16 protein-coding genes are annotated in these 20,564 nt (G+C 45.8%); 8 read left to right on the plus strand and 8 right to left on the minus strand.

Annotated features, from left to right (window positions below):
- Positions 1-173: 173 nt before the first annotated feature.
- The 8 genes from D7D25_RS04640 (at position 174) to D7D25_RS04675 (ending at position 8,233) form a co-directional block, all read left to right on the plus strand.
- The gene (locus tag D7D25_RS04640) at positions 174-1,484 is read left to right on the plus strand and encodes a Gfo/Idh/MocA family protein (RefSeq protein WP_255417177.1); all 1,311 of its coding nucleotides are present in this window, start codon (positions 174-176) and stop codon (positions 1,482-1,484) included.
- A 5-nt stretch (positions 1,485-1,489) separates the two neighbouring features.
- A complete protein-coding gene (locus D7D25_RS04645) occupies positions 1,490-2,209 on the plus strand; it encodes a DUF1080 domain-containing protein (RefSeq protein WP_255417178.1) in 720 nt (239 codons plus the stop codon).
- 309 nt (positions 2,210-2,518) lie between these two features.
- Positions 2,519-2,812, plus strand: coding sequence for a hypothetical protein (locus tag D7D25_RS04650; protein ID WP_148038852.1), 294 nt, complete (start codon positions 2,519-2,521; stop codon positions 2,810-2,812).
- 139 nt (positions 2,813-2,951) lie between these two features.
- On the plus strand, positions 2,952-5,471 hold the full coding sequence (locus tag D7D25_RS04655) for a hypothetical protein (RefSeq protein ID WP_255417179.1): 2,520 nt from the start codon (positions 2,952-2,954) through the stop codon (positions 5,469-5,471).
- A 285-nt stretch (positions 5,472-5,756) separates the two neighbouring features.
- Positions 5,757-6,212 (plus strand): hypothetical protein, encoded by a 456-nt coding sequence (locus D7D25_RS04660; RefSeq protein WP_148038853.1) that lies wholly within the window; start codon positions 5,757-5,759, stop codon positions 6,210-6,212.
- A 161-nt stretch (positions 6,213-6,373) separates the two neighbouring features.
- Complete coding sequence (locus D7D25_RS04665; RefSeq protein ID WP_122967787.1) at positions 6,374-7,648, plus strand: ATP-binding protein; 1,275 nt, start codon at positions 6,374-6,376, stop codon at positions 7,646-7,648.
- 2 nt (positions 7,649-7,650) lie between these two features.
- Positions 7,651-7,932, plus strand: a complete 282-nt coding sequence (locus D7D25_RS04670; RefSeq protein ID WP_255417180.1) for a type II toxin-antitoxin system ParD family antitoxin — start codon at positions 7,651-7,653, stop codon at positions 7,930-7,932.
- Complete coding sequence (locus tag D7D25_RS04675; RefSeq protein WP_122967788.1) at positions 7,925-8,233, plus strand: type II toxin-antitoxin system RelE/ParE family toxin; 309 nt, start codon at positions 7,925-7,927, stop codon at positions 8,231-8,233. Before D7D25_RS04670 ends, D7D25_RS04675 begins: the two co-directional genes overlap by 8 nt.
- Here the strand turns inward: D7D25_RS04675 and D7D25_RS04680 are convergent.
- The 8 genes from D7D25_RS04680 to D7D25_RS04715 all read right to left on the minus strand — a co-directional run bounded on the left by D7D25_RS04680 (position 8,203) and on the right by D7D25_RS04715 (position 20,508).
- Positions 8,203-9,918, minus strand: a complete 1,716-nt coding sequence (locus tag D7D25_RS04680) for an FAD-dependent oxidoreductase (RefSeq protein WP_122967789.1) — start codon at positions 9,916-9,918, stop codon at positions 8,203-8,205. The genes D7D25_RS04675 and D7D25_RS04680 overlap by 31 nt on opposite strands.
- A 117-nt stretch (positions 9,919-10,035) precedes the next feature.
- The gene (locus D7D25_RS04685; RefSeq protein WP_122967790.1) at positions 10,036-10,890 is read right to left on the minus strand and encodes a sugar phosphate isomerase/epimerase; all 855 of its coding nucleotides are present in this window, start codon (positions 10,888-10,890) and stop codon (positions 10,036-10,038) included.
- Positions 10,891-11,146: 256 nt separating this feature from the next.
- Entirely contained in the window at positions 11,147-12,775 is a 1,629-nt protein-coding gene (locus tag D7D25_RS04690; RefSeq protein ID WP_122967791.1) for a sialidase family protein, read from the minus strand.
- Between the two features lie 106 nt (positions 12,776-12,881).
- Positions 12,882-13,808: a dihydrodipicolinate synthase family protein gene (locus tag D7D25_RS04695; protein ID WP_122967792.1), complete on the minus strand. Its 927-nt coding sequence runs from the start codon at positions 13,806-13,808 to the stop codon at positions 12,882-12,884.
- 58 nt (positions 13,809-13,866) lie between these two features.
- The gene (locus D7D25_RS04700) at positions 13,867-15,141 is read right to left on the minus strand and encodes an MFS transporter (RefSeq protein ID WP_122967847.1); all 1,275 of its coding nucleotides are present in this window, start codon (positions 15,139-15,141) and stop codon (positions 13,867-13,869) included.
- A gap of 29 nt (positions 15,142-15,170) precedes the next feature.
- Positions 15,171-16,379 (minus strand): cyclically-permuted mutarotase family protein, encoded by a 1,209-nt coding sequence (locus D7D25_RS04705; protein WP_221407954.1) that lies wholly within the window; start codon positions 16,377-16,379, stop codon positions 15,171-15,173.
- A 7-nt stretch (positions 16,380-16,386) separates the two neighbouring features.
- Positions 16,387-18,354, minus strand: coding sequence for a family 20 glycosylhydrolase (locus D7D25_RS04710; RefSeq protein WP_122967793.1), 1,968 nt, complete (start codon positions 18,352-18,354; stop codon positions 16,387-16,389).
- Between the two features lie 60 nt (positions 18,355-18,414).
- Positions 18,415-20,508, minus strand: coding sequence for a GDSL-type esterase/lipase family protein (locus D7D25_RS04715; RefSeq protein WP_122967794.1), 2,094 nt, complete (start codon positions 20,506-20,508; stop codon positions 18,415-18,417).
- Positions 20,509-20,564: the final 56 nt, after the last annotated feature.

The following is a 20,564-nucleotide window of genomic DNA, read 5'->3' on the forward strand; positions in this document are numbered from 1 at the left end:
AGGGAATGATTATTTTGAACATCGAAGGTTCCGTATACCGAAATAAAAAAATAAAATAATCATATGAAAAAATGGAAAAATAAGCGTAAAATAATTACTCGTAAAATTCAAAACAGTTTCTAACTTCAGTTAACTAAACAAATATGCAAAACAGACGCGAATTTCTAAAAAAAATGGCGATAAGTGCCGCAGCGCTCAATTCGGTTCCTTCATTGCTTTCCGCCGCCGGTGAGAAAATGGTTAAAGGGGTGAAAACGTCCATATCTCCCAACTCTTTTGTCAATATAGCCCTGATAGGCAAAGGAGGTATGGGAACGGCCAATACCAACACGGCCTTGACGGTTGAGGGTGTGCGGTTGGTGGGCGTGTGCGACCTGTATGACAAACGTTTGAAGGATGCCAAGGCGCAATGGGGGAATGAAATTTTCGCTACAAAAGATTATAGGGAGATTCTTTTACGGAAAGATGTCGATGCGGTGATAATCGCTACTCCTGACCATTGGCATCAACCGATAGCCATTGAGGCGATGCGGGCCGGTAAGCATGTGTATTGCGAAAAGCCGGTCATCCATAAATTGGGTGAGGGAAAAGCCCTGATTGAAGCGCGGAAAAAAAGCGGAGTACTGTTTCAGGTGGGCAGTCAGGGTATGGCTTCATTAGGAAATAGGGCGGCCAGGTTATTGGTACAACAGGGAATTATCGGCCCTGTCAATTTTGTTGACGGGCAGTTCACCGCGGCACCGGGCAGGTTAAATGCCTTTACCGCCCCGGATGATGCCTCTGAAGAAACTATCTGGTGGAACCGTTTTCTGGGGAATGCACCTAAAATACCCTTTACTCCACAACATTTCTTTGCCTGGAGAAACTGGAAAAATTATGGAACGGGCATAGCCGGAGACCTGTTTGTGCATGTCCTCTCCAGTATTCATTATATCATGGATGCGATAGGTCCGGAGAAGGTGTATACTACCGGAGGAATACGGTACTATACGGATGGGTTACGTGATACCCCCGATGTTATGTTGGGATATTTCGATTATCCGGATAGAAATAATTCGGGAGCTTTTACGGTGCAGTTAGGAGCCAATTATGTGGATGGCGTATCCAGGAAATGGGGAAGTATGGATTTCAGGATTGTTGGTTCGAAAGGTTCGTTGGATGTCGGTTGGGATAAAGTTGTCCTGAAAACAATCGAAGATGTGAATACCAGGGATTTTGAGATATTACGACAATTGGGGCAAGGGATGGATGTTCCCGAAAAAGTATCTCCACGGGAGTTTGTCTTTTATGCGGAGAAAGGGTATAGAGGAGGACATTATGACCATCATTTTAATTTCATCAATGGAATCAGGAACAACATACCCTTGACCGCAGACGTCCTCTTCGCTGTCAGAACGGCAGCTCCGGCGCTGTTAAGTTATGAAAGCTATTTACGCAATAAAGCCATTGAATGGGATGCCCAAGAACTCAAAATAAGAAAATAAACAAGATGAAACATGTAAAGATTATTTTTGCCTTTTTACTGGCTTTTTTCACGACTGTCACTTGTCAGGTATCCAAAAACAGCGGTTCACAACAGACAACGATGGATAAAGGAACTGGATTTCGCCTCTCAAAGGAAGAGAAAAAAGAGGGATATAGGATCCTTTTCGACGGTACATCCATGTCGCAATGGACAAGCAATACAGATGAATATGTTCTGGAAAACGGTTGCATTGTCATGTATCCGAAAACCGGGCATGGGAATTTGTATACAAAACAACAGTTTGATAATTTTATTTTGCGTTTTGAGTTTTTACTTACTCCTGAAGCGAATAGCGGATTGGGATTACGGCATAAAATGATAACTGCACAAAGCGGGTACGATGGCATGGAATTGCAGATACTGGATAATGAAGCGCCTATATATAAAGATTTAAAGCCTTATCAGTACCATGGATCGGTATATGGCTGGATACCCGCAAAACGGGGCTTCCTGAAACCCTCCGGGGAGTGGAATTATCAGGAGGTGGTTGCCGACGGCGATCATATCAAAGTCATTCTGAACGGAACGGTAATCGTTGACGGCAATTTAAGAGAAGCCACAAAAGGGACTCCTGCCGATAAAATCCCCGCTTCGTTATTTTACGAAAGGGGTCATATCGCTTTTTTGGGGCACAATTCTGTTGTCAAATTCAGAAATATCCGGATAAAAGAACGTTTTCGTTAAGCGAGCGCAAAGTGAATTTATTTACTTTGCCGAGCGCAGAAAACGCCTGATGAAATCGAATTGAAAAATTAAGCTTGGCTTGCTTCTCCTCATTTATCCAGAAGCGATCGATATCTTCGAGTGATTTGCCGTCAATTCTAAACAGCAGAATATGTATATAATTCAAATGGGGTCAATGCTGTCTATGCTAATAGCATATTGGGAATTTTCTTGATGGTTGCACCTGCAGTAGCGGTCAAACAAATACCGAAGATATTGTCATCATAAATTTCGCATTTCAATAACCTTCCCGGGGCCGAATGGGTCGAGGTGACACTCAATGGACAAAGAGGCACTTTAGGACACGATACCGTTTCCTTTCAAATATTGGATGCCCGTATCGAGGCTAAAAATCATCATCTGGATGAATGGTTCCGGTCGTTTAACTTTGATCTAAATGTGGAATCGTTGTACCCGCTGAAAAAAATTACCGGGTTGGATGAACTGGAAAAGAAAAAAATTATCGGGCTTGGGGAGTCGGTACACGGTTCTCAAAATCTCTGGCGGGAAAAGGCCGGGATTGTCCGGAAATTATTCAGTAAAAACGTCCCACATACTATGTGAACGAGTTAGAAAGGCAAACATTCAAAAAGACTGACCGAAAGATGTATTATAAAGTTTCATTCGTATAAGTATTATGAAATGTCTGTTATCGTTTTTTTTGTTGATTATTGGCACCCAGGTATTTGGACAAGAATTAGATATGGAGATAAAAAAGTTATCTCCATATATTGAAGCACTTCAAAATTTTTCCAAAAATATTCCGCAGGAAAAGGTGTACCTGCATTTCGACAATACATCTTATTATCAGAACGATAAAATCTGGTTTAAATGTTATGTTACTTCGGGGCAGCACCAATTAAGCCTATTGAGCAAAACGCTGTATGTGGAACTGCTAAATCCGGGCGGTGAAATAGTTGACAAACGAATTTTGCCGATTAAGAACGGAGTGTGTCATGGTGATTTTACTTTGAATCGCCTTCTGTTTTATTCGGGTTTTTTCGAAGTTCGCGCCTACACTAAGTATATGCTTAATTTTGGTGAAGACATTATCTTTTCACGATTGATACCTGTCTTCGACATACCCAAAAAAGAAGGTAATTTTGAAGAAAAAAGGATGTTGAATTTTACCCGATGGGGTATTCGCAATTATACGGTTATTCGGAAAATAGAGAAAAAGGAGAAAAAATTGAATTTGCGCTTTTTCCCCGAAGGGGGCAATTTGGTTCAGGGAGTTGCGTCACGTGTTGCTTTTGAGGCTACGGATGAAATCGGGAGTCCGGTAGATGTCACAGGTGTGGTGAGGGACGCCACGGACCGGGAAGTAGGCCGCATCATTACCCTGCACGAAGGAAGGGGTGTTTTCACGTACACCCCGACAGATGTGCATGGAAGACAAAGGGATATTGCCGAAGTTGAATACGCCGGGAAAAAATACAGGTTTGAATTGCCCACCGCTTTACCGCAGGGGGTTGTGATGGAGGTGGATCATTTATCGCATACCGACAGTGTTGCCGTTACGCTACGAAAAAACGCCTCTACCCCTGCAGAAATACTCGGCATAGCTGTTTTAAACGGAGGAAAACTACAAAACGCTTTTTTTTCCTACGTTGAAGAAGCCGCTTTTATTTTTAAAATAGATAAGAAACAATTTTCTTCCGGAGTTTCGCAAATTGTATTGTTTAATGCAAATGGAGAGATTCTTTGCGACCGTTTGGTGTTTATCAATATGAAAGAATTTTTGAATAACGACCTTTTACATTTCAAAATAAAAAGCGGAAAATCCACATACAAACCTTTCGAAGAGGTTAATATGGAAATATCTGTAACCGATAAGAAAGCGAATCCGTTAAGTGCCGTTTTTTCCTTTTCGGTAAGGGATGGCGAAAATGAGGTTTTACATCAACAAAATATTTTAACCGACCTTTTATTGATGTCGGAAATTAGGGGGTTTGTCCGAAATCCTGTATATTATTTTGAAAAAGGCGATGAACGTGCGCTTGATGAATTACTGATGGTACAGGGATGGAGGCGTTATTCGTGGAAGCAAATGTCCGGACTTGAGCCGATTGACATAAAGTATCTCCCGGAACAGGGAATCGAAATTCACGGAAAGGTGGTTTCCTTAGGCAGACAAAAGCCACAGCCAGAGGTTGATGTTTCCATGATGTTGACTAAAAAAAGGGAAGAAAATGCGGTTGGAGGTGATTTTATCAAATCCTTTGTTACCGATGAACAGGGAGGTTTCTCTTTTGTGTCGAATTTATCCGGCAGGTGGAGCATGATATTGACGGTAAGTGAAAAAGGAAAGAAGAAAGACCACCTGATATTATTAGACAGGGCGTTTAGCCCCGAACGTAAGAAGTACCGCTATGCAGATATGCAGGTGATCATTGCCGGTAAGGATCACGAACCCATGGGTGAAGAAGAATTAGCCGGACAGGAGAATGATAATTCGGACTTGTCTCTCAACGCTAATAGAGATTCAATAGCCGGTTTGGGAATAGATGAAAAAACGCATCTATTAGATGAAGTAACCGTAATAGGCAAAAGAAATACGAAAGAACGGGATATTTTACGCAACCGTTCCACATCGGTAGCCTATTATGATGTACACACAGAAATGGATAATATTTTTGACCAAGGCGAATATATAGGTGATGATTTAGACCGGTTATTGATGAAAATGAATAAGTATTTTACTAAAAGTGTTTTTGATAAAGAACAATTATTATACAAACAGAAGCCTCCGCTTTTTATCATCAATTATAAACACGCCAGTTATAATGACCCGAAATTCGACAGTTACATACATCAATATTTGAATTTTGATGCCATTAAATCTGTCTATATCAATGAAAATCGGGACATAATATGTCATTACGCACCAAAAGACCTTAAAATAGACTGTTCTATTTATGGCTGTGTGGTATTTATAGAAACGTATGAAGGGAAAATTCCTGTCAGCGGCGCCAAAGGAGTACGGAAAACATGGTTGGAAGGATATAGCGAGGTGAGTGAATTTTACAACCCTGATTACTCTATGTTACCACCTGAACCAAATGACTATCGGCGTACTTTATACTGGAATCCCATGGTAACAGCCGACAAAAACGGCAATGCAAAAATAGCATTTTATAACAACAGCAGATGCACGAAATTCAGTATAAGCGCGGAAACTGTTACACCGGAAGGGTTAATCGGGCTTTTTGCAAACGAATAACTCAAATTGCACCCCCTTATACCAAATGGAATATTTATTACTCAAGTTTCAAAAATTGGAGGCTGAGTAGTTACGTATATTTTTTTGATGAAAATTGCGAAAAAATTTATGTATAACTTTGAAACAGTAACGTATTGTATAAGTGCGACATTATATTACAACAGAATGAGATTAATTTTATCATGCATATTGATTTGTGTTTGTTTTACAACAAAACCTCAGGAATTGACCGGACAATTCCGTGATTTTGAATGCTGGCATTATATTCCAAATGGATTTCGAAGTGTGATCGATCTAAAATCCGGCAATATGTTTGAAGCCATTTACGAGCCGAACTTCCTCTTTCAAAATCACCCGTTCTTACAGTTCGAATTACAACACAGCGTACCCTTGCCCAGGGACAGTATTTCCATTTCGTTCGATTTTAAAAGCCGCAGACTCGATTCTTTGGCGCTTAAGCTCTATTTATACGGTGAAAGTGAAAGATTTATCGACTCCCTTGTTTTTTCGCTTCAACCGGACGGACACAACCTCTTGCAATTTAATAATACCGATGCGGAATGGATGGAAATAACACTTGACAACATTTATTTTATGGGAAAAGATTATAAACATAAGCAAGTGATCATCATAGGAAAAGGTGATGAAGTGTTGACTCTGTATGGCTATTACACCGATCAGGGTTTTTCCAATCAGGAAAAATACCGGAAAGATATAGAATCTGTTTTAAAATTTCATTGAACGTACCCATATTATTCATTGAAAAAATTACAATAAAGAAGGCCTGTTTTTTACTTCCGGTTATTCTAATTATACTTAGAATATTTATTTATTTATACGAAGTATGTTTCGTGTAAATAAAAATAACTAACTTTGATCTCTAATCGTAAATACATCATTCTATGGAAGAAACACTTATTCGATTGAACAGGCATTGGGAGGGGCGGCCATATCTTTCACTGTATAGAAGGGAGCTGTTAAATCAATTGTTTAAGAAAAAAGATTTACCCCATATCCAGGTGCTTACTGGTATTCACCGTAGCGGTAAATCAACCATTTTTGAATTGATAATCAATGATTTGATTGCATCCAGTGTGGATTCAAGATCTATTTTACGCTTGAATTTGGACGAACCTGTTTTTACTTCCTTGTGGAATAATCCTTCTGAACTGTATTCGATTATAGAAAAGGCGGAAGTGCTCACGGGTATCAAATCCCTCTATCTCTTTTTGGATGAGGTGCAGCAGGTGAAAAACTGGGAACTTTTCGCAAAAGGGGCGTATGACACACGCCGCTTTCGAAAGATTTATATTACCGGCTCTACTTCCGATTTGCTGGATAAACAATTTTCCACCCTGCTTTCGGGACGATATTTCAGCAATGTTGTGCGTCCGTTCTCCGTGAAAGAACTGTTTGGCGTACATGGTTTCAACGACAATCTTTCGATATTGGCACGTAAAACGGAAGCTTTGCGGCTGATCGATCGGTATATGCTATGGGGCTCCTTTCCAGAAATTGTGTTACATGAACTGTCAGATGACATAAAAACAGAATTGTTGCAGAGTTATTACGAGTCTATCGTCCTGAAAGATTGTATCACCCGTAACCGTGTAAGAGACATAGGCTTATTTTACCGGTTAATGCACTACCTGCTGACAAATACCGGATCGCTCTTTAATTACAACAGTTTAGCCCAGGCTTTGGACAGTAACGAAAATACAGTCAAGAGCTATTTGTCTTTTGCGGTCCGCAGTTATATACTGGTGGATGCTACAAACTTTGCTTTTTCCGTAAAACCGGGTGCGCATCCCGATCATAAATCTTATTGTATAGATAACGGATTGATGAATGCCGTGAGTTTCCGCTTCTCAGAGCAAAAAGGAAAGATGCTGGAAAATGCTGTTTATAACGAATTGGTAAATAAGGGATACAATAATATTTCTTTTGTTCGTAGAAACGGAGAATGTGATTTTATCGCTCAGAAGGACAATGCTTTCCATGCCTTTCAGGTCTGTTACGAACTGACAGCCGTCAACAGGAAGCGTGAAGCCGAAGGGTTCTACGGTCTCAATAAACAAGTTAACCTTGTTTCCCGCAGCATTATCACATATAATCAGGAAGGAGAGGAGGACGGCGTACGGATCAGACCTTTCTACCGGTGGTGCTTTGAAGATTGAATTTGTCCATATCATCCGTTTACTTTTCAAGATACCATGAATTACATCCAGTTTCTCTTGGAAGCTATTTTGAGGATTTTGTTGAAAATCGAATTGCAGAAGGCCGATATCGCAATGCGAGTGAGATTATTAGAGCCGGGCTTCGACTTCTTGAAGAGGAGGAAAATAAAGCTCAGGTTTTGAAGAATGCTATTCAAGAGGGTATTGACAGCGGAATAGCCAAAAACTTCGATGCAAAAAAGCACTTGGAAATATTGAAAGCCGATAAGAAAAAAAATGGCTAATTATATTCTCACTAATAAAGCTGTTGAAGACCTTTCAAGAATCTGGAATTATAGTTATGAAGTTTGGTCGGAAAACCAAGCGGACAAGTATTATAACCTGATCATCGATGCGTGCCGGAGAATTGCCGAAAGTCCGGCTATTGAAAAAAACTACAGGGAAATATCAAGCGAGATTTGGGGGCTCAGGATTGGTAAACACATCATCTTTTACAAGGCGGGGAAACCCGAAGAGATAGAAATGGTTAGAATCCTTCATGAAAGCAAGGATCATTACTCCGGCCATTTTGTTTCAATTCCCTGACGTTCAATTTCCTTCTGAAAATCAGACAGAAGGTTCTTGTCCGCCCTGACGGCGCGGAACGGCACGTTTTTCCTGCCGGCAAAGGCGATCAGGCATCCCACTGCTTCACCAATGCTCCATTCCACCGGATGCAAACGGAAACAACCGTTGGTAATATGAGTTGTTCCTATATTTTTATTCGCGGGAAGGAGATTGTTTACTCTTTTCGGAAGAAGCGCTCCCAACGGTATCTGGAAAGGGAGTGAGGAGAAATCAATATAGTTATTGCCGCGCGAACTGGGATGAAGATCGATATGATAGCAACCTGTTCCTATACTGTCATAGAAATCCGCGGCACGCTTACCTGCAATATTGCCGGCAACCAGCTTCCGGTTTTCCGCTCCCACATGTTCTTCAAGAACAGTGAATTCAGCTTTGATTCTTCTGGCTTCTCTAATATAAGGATATTTAGCCATTCCATCTTCTGTGCCCATAATATCGCCGCGCAGCCTTAACCCGCGCCAGCCAGGTTTTCCATCCGGGCGGGGAGCTTCTGTCTGAAGCCAATAAAAGAGTGAATGACTCAATTGTTTAGCTCTGTCGACATTCTTCTGAAACTCTTTTTCAGGAACATCAATCAGATTCCCGGGGAAGAAATCATTTTGAGGCCAGTTTACGATAGTGATGTCACCATCATAAGTTCCTTCAGTAAAATTCTTTCGATTGATAATTCGTCTGTAATTCCACAGATTGAGTACACCTTCCAGATCTTTACCTGTGGGGTCAAATCCCAGTTTTTTGGGTTTCAGTGTACGTGGATCGGAGTAAGAGAGATCCAGTAATCGTCCTGACCAGGGTGGAATCATCTCAGGTATATAGTTTTTCCAGAAATCGTATTCCTTGGGGGGATCCTGTACATTGTCTTTTCCGGGTTGATAATCCATGGCAAAACAGACTGTGAAAGCCTGATTGTTTATCGGATCAGCTTTCTCCGGAGCATGCAGTTCCCCTGTGTCCTGTTTCGATTCAGTGCCGGTGACATATTCAGTGCCTGTTAACGGAAGCAAATCGCCGCACTCTGTCGCATCGACAAAGGAGTTGCCTGAGAGAATTACCTTGTCGCCTGAATAAAAATGCACTGCTTCCACATTCGTAACCCGGTCACCATTCACGCCGGCGCTCTTTGTCTTATAGTTGAGCAGTAACCGCAGTTTCCCGGTGCTCAGGTAAGGTGAAAGCATATCTGTCAATACCGATACCGCTACCCTCGGTTCATGACACAATCTGGAAACGCTTCCATCACCGGGATTGAGATATTGCCGGGCACGGGCAGGGTCTGTTAACGGATAGTTATGGCGATAATATTCCCGTACCCTGTTCCTGAAATCCCGATACGACTGCGGTGCGCCGTGTGTCTCTATCCATTGATGTTCATCAGGGGGAACACCCTGTTGGGATACCTGGCCGCCGATCCAGTCGGTCTCCTCGGTCATGATCACCCTTAGTCCGTTGCGACAACTGGCAAGAGCCGCCGCACAACCGCCCATCCCTCCTCCGATAATGACGACATCTGCATGCATTTCACGTGCCCTGGAAGTTTCACGTCTTCCGGCACGTTTTCCAGATGTGGGCACACCCTGATTTCCCTGCAGCGCGACAGAACCTCCCAAGAGGGAAGCGTAGGTGATAAAACTTCTTCTGTCCATAAAACGGTTTATTTTTTCTTTGCTGGGTGATCAGTTGTTATTCCTCTGTCAACACAGTTCATTCCCACGGCAGGTAATTATTGTACCTCAGAATAGAGTTCTCAGCATGGTGAAAAACTATAGTATACTCTCCGCAACCTGATTGAAATATTCTATCGATTGTTTTATCTGTGGCAGATTGTTCTCCCAGTCCGCTTCATATTCGATCGTGAAATATCCTTTGAATTTTTGTTTTTTTAATTCTTTCATCATTCCTTTCACATTGAGGATGCCTTGTCCCCATACCACATCTTCGAGGTTTTGTTCTTCCCCCTGCGGTGCAATGTCTTTGAAATGCAATGCGATGACCTTTCCCTTGAGTTGCCTCATAGAAGGAATAGGATCCAGTCCCATTCTTTTATAATGTCCCACATCCACACAGGCTCCCAGTAAACCGTCCCTGCCTCCGATGCTGGCGAGTAGTATTTCCGGCTTCCAATAGGAGTTTTCACTTGGATGGTTGTGAACGGCCACTTTGATGTTGTGCTTCTTAGCCAGCTCTTCCACCACGTCCCAGTCTTCAGGGGCCGGTTCCGCGCTGATAAATTCCATTCCCATATTTTTCGCGAATGCGAAGATAGGCTCCCATTCCTCTGTTTTGGCAGTCCATACCCCCGAGGAAATGATTTTGACACCACTCCCTGCGGCCAGAACTCTCAGCCTTTCCTGATCTTTCATACTTAGATCATAGCCGAAAACAAGATCTCCGAAATCCTCACCCATTTTCTGTCCGGGATAGATCTCGATAAAACGGATTCCCAACTCCTCGGTTTTAGACAATGCCTCAGTTACTGTAAACAGATGGAACGTATAGGATTGCATGGATAAATGCCACCCCTGTTTCTCCGCTTTTGTTTTCGTGCTGTCTTGTGCACATCCGGCATTTAATAAAAGGCAGGACAGTGCGATAAATACCATTTTTGTCGGTTTCATATTATTTAAAAATTTATCGTGCTTCGATAATTATAGGTGCAATTAATTTGCACATTCACAAAAATAATATAATGTTAGAAACTGTATTGAATTTTACGAGTAATTATTTCACGCTTATTTTTTCACCCTATTACTTGCTAAAATGTTTTGCATGTATGGTGGGACCGACACCGCGCCCCAATTATTCCACCATGGGGATTTTTTTGGTATGGCCAACGGGCAAAGGACAAGTTTATTGCTTCAACTATGACGGGAACTACTTCCTGATAATATCCGTGAGTTTTATGGCCTGGAACGTCATGTGTGCCACGCTGCTCTCGTATATAATCCCGATGGTTTCTCTGTCGATCATCGTCAGGCACGAATATCCCCATCCGTGATCCTCATCGAGGAGTAACTGATACTCTTCAGGGAAAGAGAGTCCCCCATCCAGGCTGGCTTTAACCGTTATCTTATTCCGTTCCTTGGTGGAGTTTGGGTTGGAGAACAGTAAAATGTCTTTATTCAGGATATTGTCCTTGGCATCCACCTGTAAAAGGCTCGCCATACAAACCGGCTCCGGTAACACTTTCCGGGATGAGGGGTGTTCCGTCCATGTCCGTCCCATATCTTTTGTGATTGAAACGGCACGGCTGCCGCCCCTGTTATCCCGCATGTTCAGCATGAGTACCCCCGGCGCCGTTTCAGCTACCTGTGCTTCCGTGGTGTTCGAGCGTGCCGGGTTATGGATTTTCCATGTTTCACCGCCGTCCTTGCTATACATGATGCCGGCAAAGGGAACGGAAGTGGAGTCGATGAATTGTATGGGGAAGACCAGCGTCCCGTCCCGCATGGTGATGCCTCTCCCCGGCCCTTGCAACAAAAGCCTCCACGAGGGATCTTTCACCTGTTGGGTGATGTTGATGGGATCGGACCAGGTCTTGCCGTCGTCGGTACTTTTTGTCAGCACAAGTTGTCCGGTTTCACCAGCCTTCATTCCGCTTTGCGAGTTGTGCCATGCGCGCCGGTTGCCCATGCCGTGTGTCCACAGCGCGATGATCCAGATTGTGCCGCTTTTGGTGTCGACCAATATCGCGGGATCCCCCACGCCATTCTGCGCTTTCGGTAATCCGCCATATTCGCCGAAGCGCAAGGGAATCCGCATCTCCTCCCAGGATTGTCCCTTATCGGTGCTCCTGCTTAATCCCACATCTACATGTTCCTGCAGGTCTACACTGTTGTTATAGCGGACATCATAGACCGCCAGCAATGAGCCTTCGTTGCTGGTGGCCAACCCCGGGATACGATAAGCGGCGGCCCCGTCGTCGCCGGCATGGCGGACGCCGATTCCCATGCGGTGGGCCGCCGGTGTATCCTGCCTTGTTACAGGAGCCCGCTTCCCGTCGAGTTTGGCCGAGACGATATCTGCCTCAACCGTGGAAAGAAGGGAGGTGTTTGGTTTCATCCGCATGCTCACCCAGAAATAGTTTATACCAGGAAACAGTTTGTATTCCGGTTTAAAAACCACCTCCCCGGACGGTGATTGTCGCTCGTTTACTTTGATGGAATAGGATGGGATCGCCTCACGGGTTTTCCCCCGCGCGTTATGACTCGAAATATACTGCACCGGCGCGTAGTGGATATCCCCCGATCGTTCCGGCGCTTCGGTACCCCCGTAATACAATTTTACGGATGCTATTTCGTCCAGGCGGGTGTTTCCGGCAAACCGGAGTTTGATCTCATCCAGCATTTTTGAATTCTGGACGTCGATCCGAATGTAGAGCAATACATTATCCAGTCTGTCTATCAAGACCGGAACCCTTGCTTGTTTTACATATATCGTGTCTGTGGCCTGGATGGTGAAAATGAAACAGGCAAATAAAAGGCTTAAGAATACTTTTCTCATCATCAATTATTTTATGTATTAGAGTTCACACCGAATAAGATTTTAAATGTCCGATGATCAACAATTTTATTCCTTAATCAATATGATATCTATGGTTTATACTTCCTTAAATTTTATTACAGCGCTCAAAAAAACCGATTGATTCCAGTTCTTTTCTGATAATGGATTCTTCTTCGTCTGTAACGTTTTGGAACGGTGTCCGGTTGATCCCCAAATCCACACCGATGAGTTTCATGATCCGCTTCCCGCATACAATATTTCCACGATATCTGGCAATCACATTGATAACTTCCTGCGCGAAATTTTGATGATCACGTGCTTTTTCCAGATTTCCGTTGTTATACTCTTTAATTATGTTTACCAGCGAGTTTCCGATATAGCTTCCCGTTCCGCTGATCCCACCTTGTGCGCCACCCATCGCCAAAGCGGGAAGAATCGTTTCATCCTGGCCGTGGAGCATGTCGAATTTCCCGTTTTCGTAGAGCATGCATTGGTTATATTCATAGAGGCTCTCATAGGTATACTTAATCCCTGCCAAGTTGGGAATTCGCCCGTCGGCTGCTTTCAGAAAAGGGAGCATCGGCAGGTAAACGCCATTCAATGCCGGTATGTGATAGAAATAGAAAGGTAAGTTCGGCGCGCCGCAAGCAATTTCCTCACAGTATTTCACCAGCTCTTCTATACGCCCTGCTTTGGGGAACGGTGAGGCCATCGCGCCAATGCCGAAAGCGCCGGTCTCCCTGGCGTGTTGCGCCATCCGGAAACTATCTTTGATGCTGGTGGCGCCCACATGCACGATCACCTTGAACCCTTCCGGGGCGGCCGATATCCATTTTTCGGCCAGTTTCATCCGTTCTTCCACGGTGAGCATATAACCTTCACCGGACGATCCGTTGATGAATACACCGATCAGGCCGTTCTTTCGCAACAGGGCTGCATAATCGGTGATCGGGCCTGCATCCACTTCGCCCTTTTTGTCGAATGGGGTAAAAGGTGCGACAATTAATCCCTTGATTTTTTCAAACTGTTTCATTTTATTTGTTTTAGTGTGATTTTTCGATCGATTCCCTCCACGGGGAGATCATATTGGTTTAAACTTGCTTTATCTCCTCTTCCGGGTAAGTCAGTTCATGCTTTGGTTTCACGAAGGCCAGCATCAGCGCGACCGCCGCGAGCACCACGATGGATAGTTTGCTAAAGTCGGCTCCCAGATTGCCGGCATCGGTGGAGCTTCCTAGCATCAGCGTTACCGTATATCCCGCGAAGACCCCCATCATGTTCATGACACCGTAAGCCGTGGCTCTATACCGTTGGGGGATGATCTGGCAGAGTATCGGCATGTTATTCGTGTCGAACATGCCGAAGCCAATTCCGAAAAGCATGGCGGCGCCTATAAGTCCCGCGTGCGTGTGTCCGTACCCCAGTAAAATAAGGGATGGTATGGTGAGGCTCAGCCCGATAACGCTGGTATATATCCTTCCCCTGATATTCTTTTGCACCCATCGGTCGGACATCGGTCCGCCAATCAATACACCGATAAAGGACGCGATGGCGATGGAGATGGTGGCCATAGGCCCCGCTTTGGCCATCTCAATCCCCAGATTTTCGGCGAAAAGGGTAGGGAGCCAGTTTTTGGTTGCCCATCCCGGGAAGCTGGGTGCCATAAAGTAGAAGAGCAATATCCAGAAGGAGAGCGTGCCGAGCACCACACCGAATGAGTTGGACAAGGAGTCTTTTTTGATGCCCGAGTTGTCCGGCTTGGGGTTCAGCTTTGCGGTTCTGGTACCGGCATGTCCCTCTTTGTCATGCAGCAGGAATATCAGTACCAGGGCGTAGAGGATACCGATAATGCCAAACCAGTGGAAAACAGTGTGCCACGAGTAGTTGGCCGCAATGGTCGCCCCGAATCCGCCGAGCGCTTGTCCCGCGTAGAGTCCCGACATGTGAATCCCGATAGCCAGCGACCGGGTTTTGGAACTGTGGAAGTCGGCGATCATGGCCAGGCCGGTGGGCAGGTATAACGCTTCACTTACCCCCATCAACGCCCGTAACCAATACACCTGTTGGAATGTTTGTGCATGTCCGAGTGAATAGGTCACTGCCGACCAGACAAACAGGCTCCCCACAATGAGCCACTTGCGATTTATCCGGTCGGCAATCATTCCCGCTACCGGGCTCATTAATCCGTAAATCAACAGGAAAATACCCATTACGCGACCAAAATTCTCCGCGATAGCCAGCTCTTTGATGTCCAACTGCATCGATGATTGCATGGTGGAGAGCATCTGCCGGTCAAGATAATTAAGCAATGCCACCATCCAAAGCAGCCCCACGACTACCCAGGGATAATATTTTTTATTTTTCATCATTTATTTATTCTAATGTTTAGTGTCCTTTATGGGAGATCGATCTGTTGTATTTCGCCTTTCCATGTTTCCGATGAGCGGACACCCGGCTTCAGTTCCCCCTGCACCGCATAAAAGATATTGCCGTCCGATACCAGTGTAGCCCCTGCACGGGCCGCATTGGGAGTGACATCGATAGTTTCCCACCTGTTTGTCCTTATATCGTAGATCCGGCATTCGGGATTGAACCTGTAATATTCAACCGGTTGGGTCATATAGTTTTTGGAAAACTCCAGATAGAGGCGGCTTTTTTCTTCTGCCGACGTGTGGGTATCGTTTCCGATGGCATATTGCCTGGTAATGGCGTCGAGGAATATATTGTAATTCACACCGCCCAGGCAGAGGATATATCCGTTATCCAACGGCATGGCTGTTGCTCCGCCCAGCGAGAACGGTTTCCCCGTTTCGGCATCGATTTGTTCGCCGACGGTTTCCCACGATCGGGCGGCCACATCATACCGTAGTACATCGGTTGCCATTGCCGGTTTGCTATCGGCATTCCCTCCAAAGAAACCGCCCAACAGGTATACATAATGCTTTCCGTCTTTTTCCATGGCGGCCATCACCGGCTGCACACGAGGTATTCCCGGAAAATCGGGAAGCGCTCTCCATGCAGAATCGTTTTTTGCATGGATGCAATAAAAAGCATTCGATGGTTTTCCGTTCACGTTTCCTCCACCCACAAAAACCATGTCGTCAATGGCACATCCGGCAAGATTATCCATGGTTGCGGGAAGCGGGGTGAATGGTTTCAATTCAACATGTTTGCGTTCTGACAGGGATACCTTGTAGCAGGATGCCAGCGATTCCGCGGCAGTGTTGCCGCCGATCCATAAGGCGCCATCTGAAACGGGTACCGAAACACCGTAAGCTGAAAGTCGGGGCAGGTGTCCGGCGATTTTCCACGAGTTCCCGGAGGAGTCAAACAGCATTATCTCATCGTAAAACGTTTTTGATCCGCCCTCAAATCCCGGTTTTCCGGGGAAATTAGCTCCTCCCGCGACTACTAAATTTCCGTCGATAAGTGCGGCATAAGCGGCGGAGACTCCTTTTTGCAAGTTTCCACCCAATCCTTCAACAGGTAATGGTGTCCAGTTTATCTTCATTTTTTTATCCTTTTCATTGTGGCACGAAATCATGCTCCCGACCAATAGCACCAGCAACATCGATTTCAGTGCGCATATTACTCGACCATTCATTTTCAATTCATTTTATTTTTTCCGGACTATAGATCAATCCGTCCACCGCTTTCTGTCCGTCAGGTGTCACAAAAACGCAGCTGAACATCCATTTGACCAAGCGCACTTCGGGTTGTGAGAATTTACCGACGGGCAGTTTCAGGAGTACTTTGTTCCACCCTTTGTCCAGATGTACACCGATGGGCGGACGGGCTGTCAGGTTTTCATTACCGAGAACGATTTCGTTTGATCTTTCAGCATGCGTTGCCGTCCAGACAGGTGGTGGGATCTCGGTGTCGTTCAACCATGCGCGGCTACCCCTATAATCCCATCTTCCGGCTGGCGGGGGTAAATCGGGCTCGGAGCGGCTGTAGTTCTGAAATTCGAGCCACAGGCCTACATCTTGCGCTTCCGGTGAATAAACCCATGTGTAAGCATACGCCGTGTGGTTTTCCCGCGGATCATCGAAGAATGCGGGAACAAGGGTTCCCCACACATGACGTAAATAAATCCCCGCCCCGACAGCGGGACGGACATTGTATGTTCTGCCATTGTAAAGATAACTGTTTTCAAACGATTTTTCCGGAGGAAACGAAGCGGATAAATCGCCCTCATTCGGAAACGCATCGGTAATATGCCATTTCACGTTGGTCTGTTTTACATAGGGGAAAGGCTCATTCTGAAACACATTTTCCTTGTGGCGGAGCATCCGCCGCTCGAAATCCGCGAATGATTTGAAGACCTCATCATTCTCATCGGCGGGGAGAATTACGCCGTTCCGGTCAAAATATTCCGAACCGCCCCCCAGCCATGTGCGTTCGGCAAACGCAAGCATGGAAGGATAGAAATTGTTTTGTAGAAGAATATCTGTTTCGTCGGGTAAAAGGCGGTCGTTCCATACGGCGATAATTCCGCCGGCAATGTCATCGCTCCCCTGTTCTGCATCGGCAATGCGGCTGTTGTATAGCGCTACGATGTCGCCGAACGCATCGAAGTGGTTGATGTAGTGGAACCGGGAGTCGATGGCGGGAATGCCCGGTTGGGCTTTGCCGCGGTAACTCCACAACTGCGTCATATCTATTTCACCCGGTTTATAGTTCCACCCGGGATTCCATGAAATCACCCTTTTACCTAAAGACCGGATGTGTGATACCATTTCAGGAACAAAGCCCGGATGGGTAAATTGCACTTCGTCGGTGCCAATATGTATGTATGGTATATCCGGGAAAACTTCGGTACAGATTTCGCTCATCAGGTTTTTCAGGATTTCCATCCCTTTTTTCGATTGCATATCCACGCCCATGGCGCGGACAAAGGCGGCGCTATGGCCGGGCATATCGATTTCGGGGATGAGCAGCATATTATGTTGTAAGCACCAGTGGGCAATCTCCCGGGCTTCTTCGATGGTGTAATACTGCCCCGGCAGGCGCTCAAAGTTGGCACTGTCGGTCAGCTGCGGGTACTTTTTGCTCTCCAGCCGCCATCCCTGATTCTCTGTCAGGTGCCAATGGAATACGTTGATCTTGTATTGGGAAAGCAGTGCAATCTGTTTTTTGAGTTCTTCTGCCGGGATGAAACTACGGCCTACGTCATGCATGAAACCACGGATACGGAAGGCGGGATAATCCACTATCCGGCAGACAGGAAGATAGAATTCACCTTTTTTATCCTGTGTGATCAATTGCCGGAGAGTTTGTTTTGCCCAATACATGCCTTTTTGGGTAACGGCTTCGATAAGGATGCTATCTCTCGTGACAGTCAGTCGGTATGCTTCCTCAGCGTTAATACTTGCCTCGGGAATTTCATCTATGATCCTTTCGGTGATTACTGATTCATCGATCGATCCGGAAAGGATCGGATGTTTCCCCGCGCCGGTAACCGTCACCTGTTGAGGCATGGGAAGCAGGTTCATCTCCTTTGGCCCCTTTTCCGGAGAACAGGAGCACAGGATCGCCAGAAACAGGAATAGGACATATCTTTGGTATATTGTTGTCATATGACTAAAATATTTATTTTCAATGGTGTCATATGGAACTGTAAACATGTCGGTTTCATATTACTTCTGTTTATTGGATCGTTGTTCGGTAGTGAAGGTTGACGCTGGCAGGCCTTCACCGTTAATTAAGTTGCCATCGGAATAGGAAGACCATCCGTACCGGATAAACCGGGGGTTATTCACTTCCGGTGAACTGACCTTGATTTTGTTGTCTTCGATTTCGGCAGTGGCCGGATAGAAGAGCCCCGGGTATTCTGCTAATTCGAACGCGCGGAGCGATTTGCCGTCAGATGTCTGTAGTTGCTCGCCAAAATCAAATGACACGTAAACCGTTCCTTCCTTGAATTCTGCTTCCCGGAAGAGAGGTCCCGAGGGAACCATCTCTTTCATACCGTAGGTGTGGTGCAGTGCCAGCCGGGCTAATCGTTCCCCAACCTGTTTTTTCTTCCGCGGATGTACGTCGGTGCTGTCACCCAGGTCAGACGAAACTGCCATTCCCATGTTTGGTACTTCTGACAGCAAACGGCGCTGGCTATCCCTGAAGTAGCCCCATGTCTCTCTTCCCATGGCCATACTTGAGAGTTGCACGTAGTAAAAGGGCAGATTGAGATTCCACGCTTTTCTCCAACTTTCCACAAGGGTGGGGAATATTACTTCGTGCAACTCCACGTTCTGTTCGTTCGATTCGCCCTGGTACCATATCACTCCGGCGATGGGAAACTGAGTGATACCCTGGATACCGGCTTCATACAGGTAGGCGGGGTGGTAGGGATGCCGCTGTGAAGAGTTGTCCGCTAACTCCGTATTTTTTGTGGCCCGCTCCCGGCACCATGCGTGGATGTAGTCGTTGTTGTTCCAATCTGGAAACATGCCCACCAGACGGGGATGGTGTTCAAGGGTCAGGCGGTCGATCCACGCCTCTGCCGGTGATCCGCCCACGGCATTGAGTATCAGTCCTACAGGTACGCCTGTCTCGGTGTGGATGCTTTTTCCGAAATGGTAAGCTATGGCTGAAAAGTCAGCGGCGGACCCGGGTGTGCACCGTTGCCATCCTGTCTGCCGGAAATAGTGAAGGTTATTGATCTCCTGCAGCACCTCTTTGTCCCAGGCAATGTCGTTGGTGTAGGCTATCGGCTGCATATTCAGCAACCGGATTTCCGGGTAATTCGCCGTGGGGATATCCTCGTCGGCCGTGGCGGCGTGGCGTAATTTGAATTCCATGTTGGACTGTCCCGAGCAGAGCCAGACATCACCTATCAGGATATCCTGTAGTTCTATTTTTTTATTTTCATTTTTAATGGTGATACTGTAGGGGCCTCCTGCCTCCATGGCAGGAAACCAGACTTCCCATTTGCCGGAGCCGTGGGTCTGTGTTGATCTCTCTATTCCGTCTAATACGACGGTAGTTTCGGTATTGGCGTTCGCGGTTCCCCACAAACGGATGGGTTGGTGGCGTTGTAGCACCATCCCACTGCTGAAAATCGGAGCTATCTCTACCTTCCCGTATTGGCCGGTGATGGCGCCATACACTGTTTCCGCAATAATCGCGGCTCCCGCCCCTGTAGGATGTAATGCATCAGGAAAGAGGTCGGGCCGGCGGTGAAGCGGGGTATGCAGATCGATCAGTTCCACATTATTTACTTCGGCGGCGGTCTTGATGGCATCTTGAATCTGCCAGAACCAGTCACGGGTGCTCGATGTAAAACGGCGGTGGCCGGTAAAGATAGGAGTCATCCGGCAGATTTTTATTTCTGTATCCGGATTTAGATGCCGGAATGTGTCGATCAGGTGTGAGTAATCACGCGTGAACTCATCGCGGAATCGTGGCCAGTTACGCGGATCGGTATCGTTCAATCCTAAGTGGACGATAACAATGTCGGGTTCAAAATCCAGTGCCGCTTTATACTCCGGCAGCGTGTTATAGGGACGATGCCCTTTTCTGAGCAAGGTGGCCCCACTATGTCCAAAATTTTTCACGAGGTACTTCTCACCCAGCATCGCTTGTAGTTGCGCAGGATATTTTTCGTCCTGATTTTCGATACCCGCCCCGAAAGTCACCGAATTGCCCACGCAAGCTACCCTGACAGGCGTGTCCGGAAGTAGGGGCAAGCAAACAAGGAGGGTGGCGGAAAGGATGGCAATAATTCGTTTCATTTCGGGTTGATTTTTAAAACCAAAGATAGTCCTTATCGTTGCCAATAAGTCTATCT

This window comes from Proteiniphilum sp. X52 (assembly GCF_003712195.1).
Classification (GTDB): domain Bacteria; phylum Bacteroidota; class Bacteroidia; order Bacteroidales; family Dysgonomonadaceae; genus Proteiniphilum.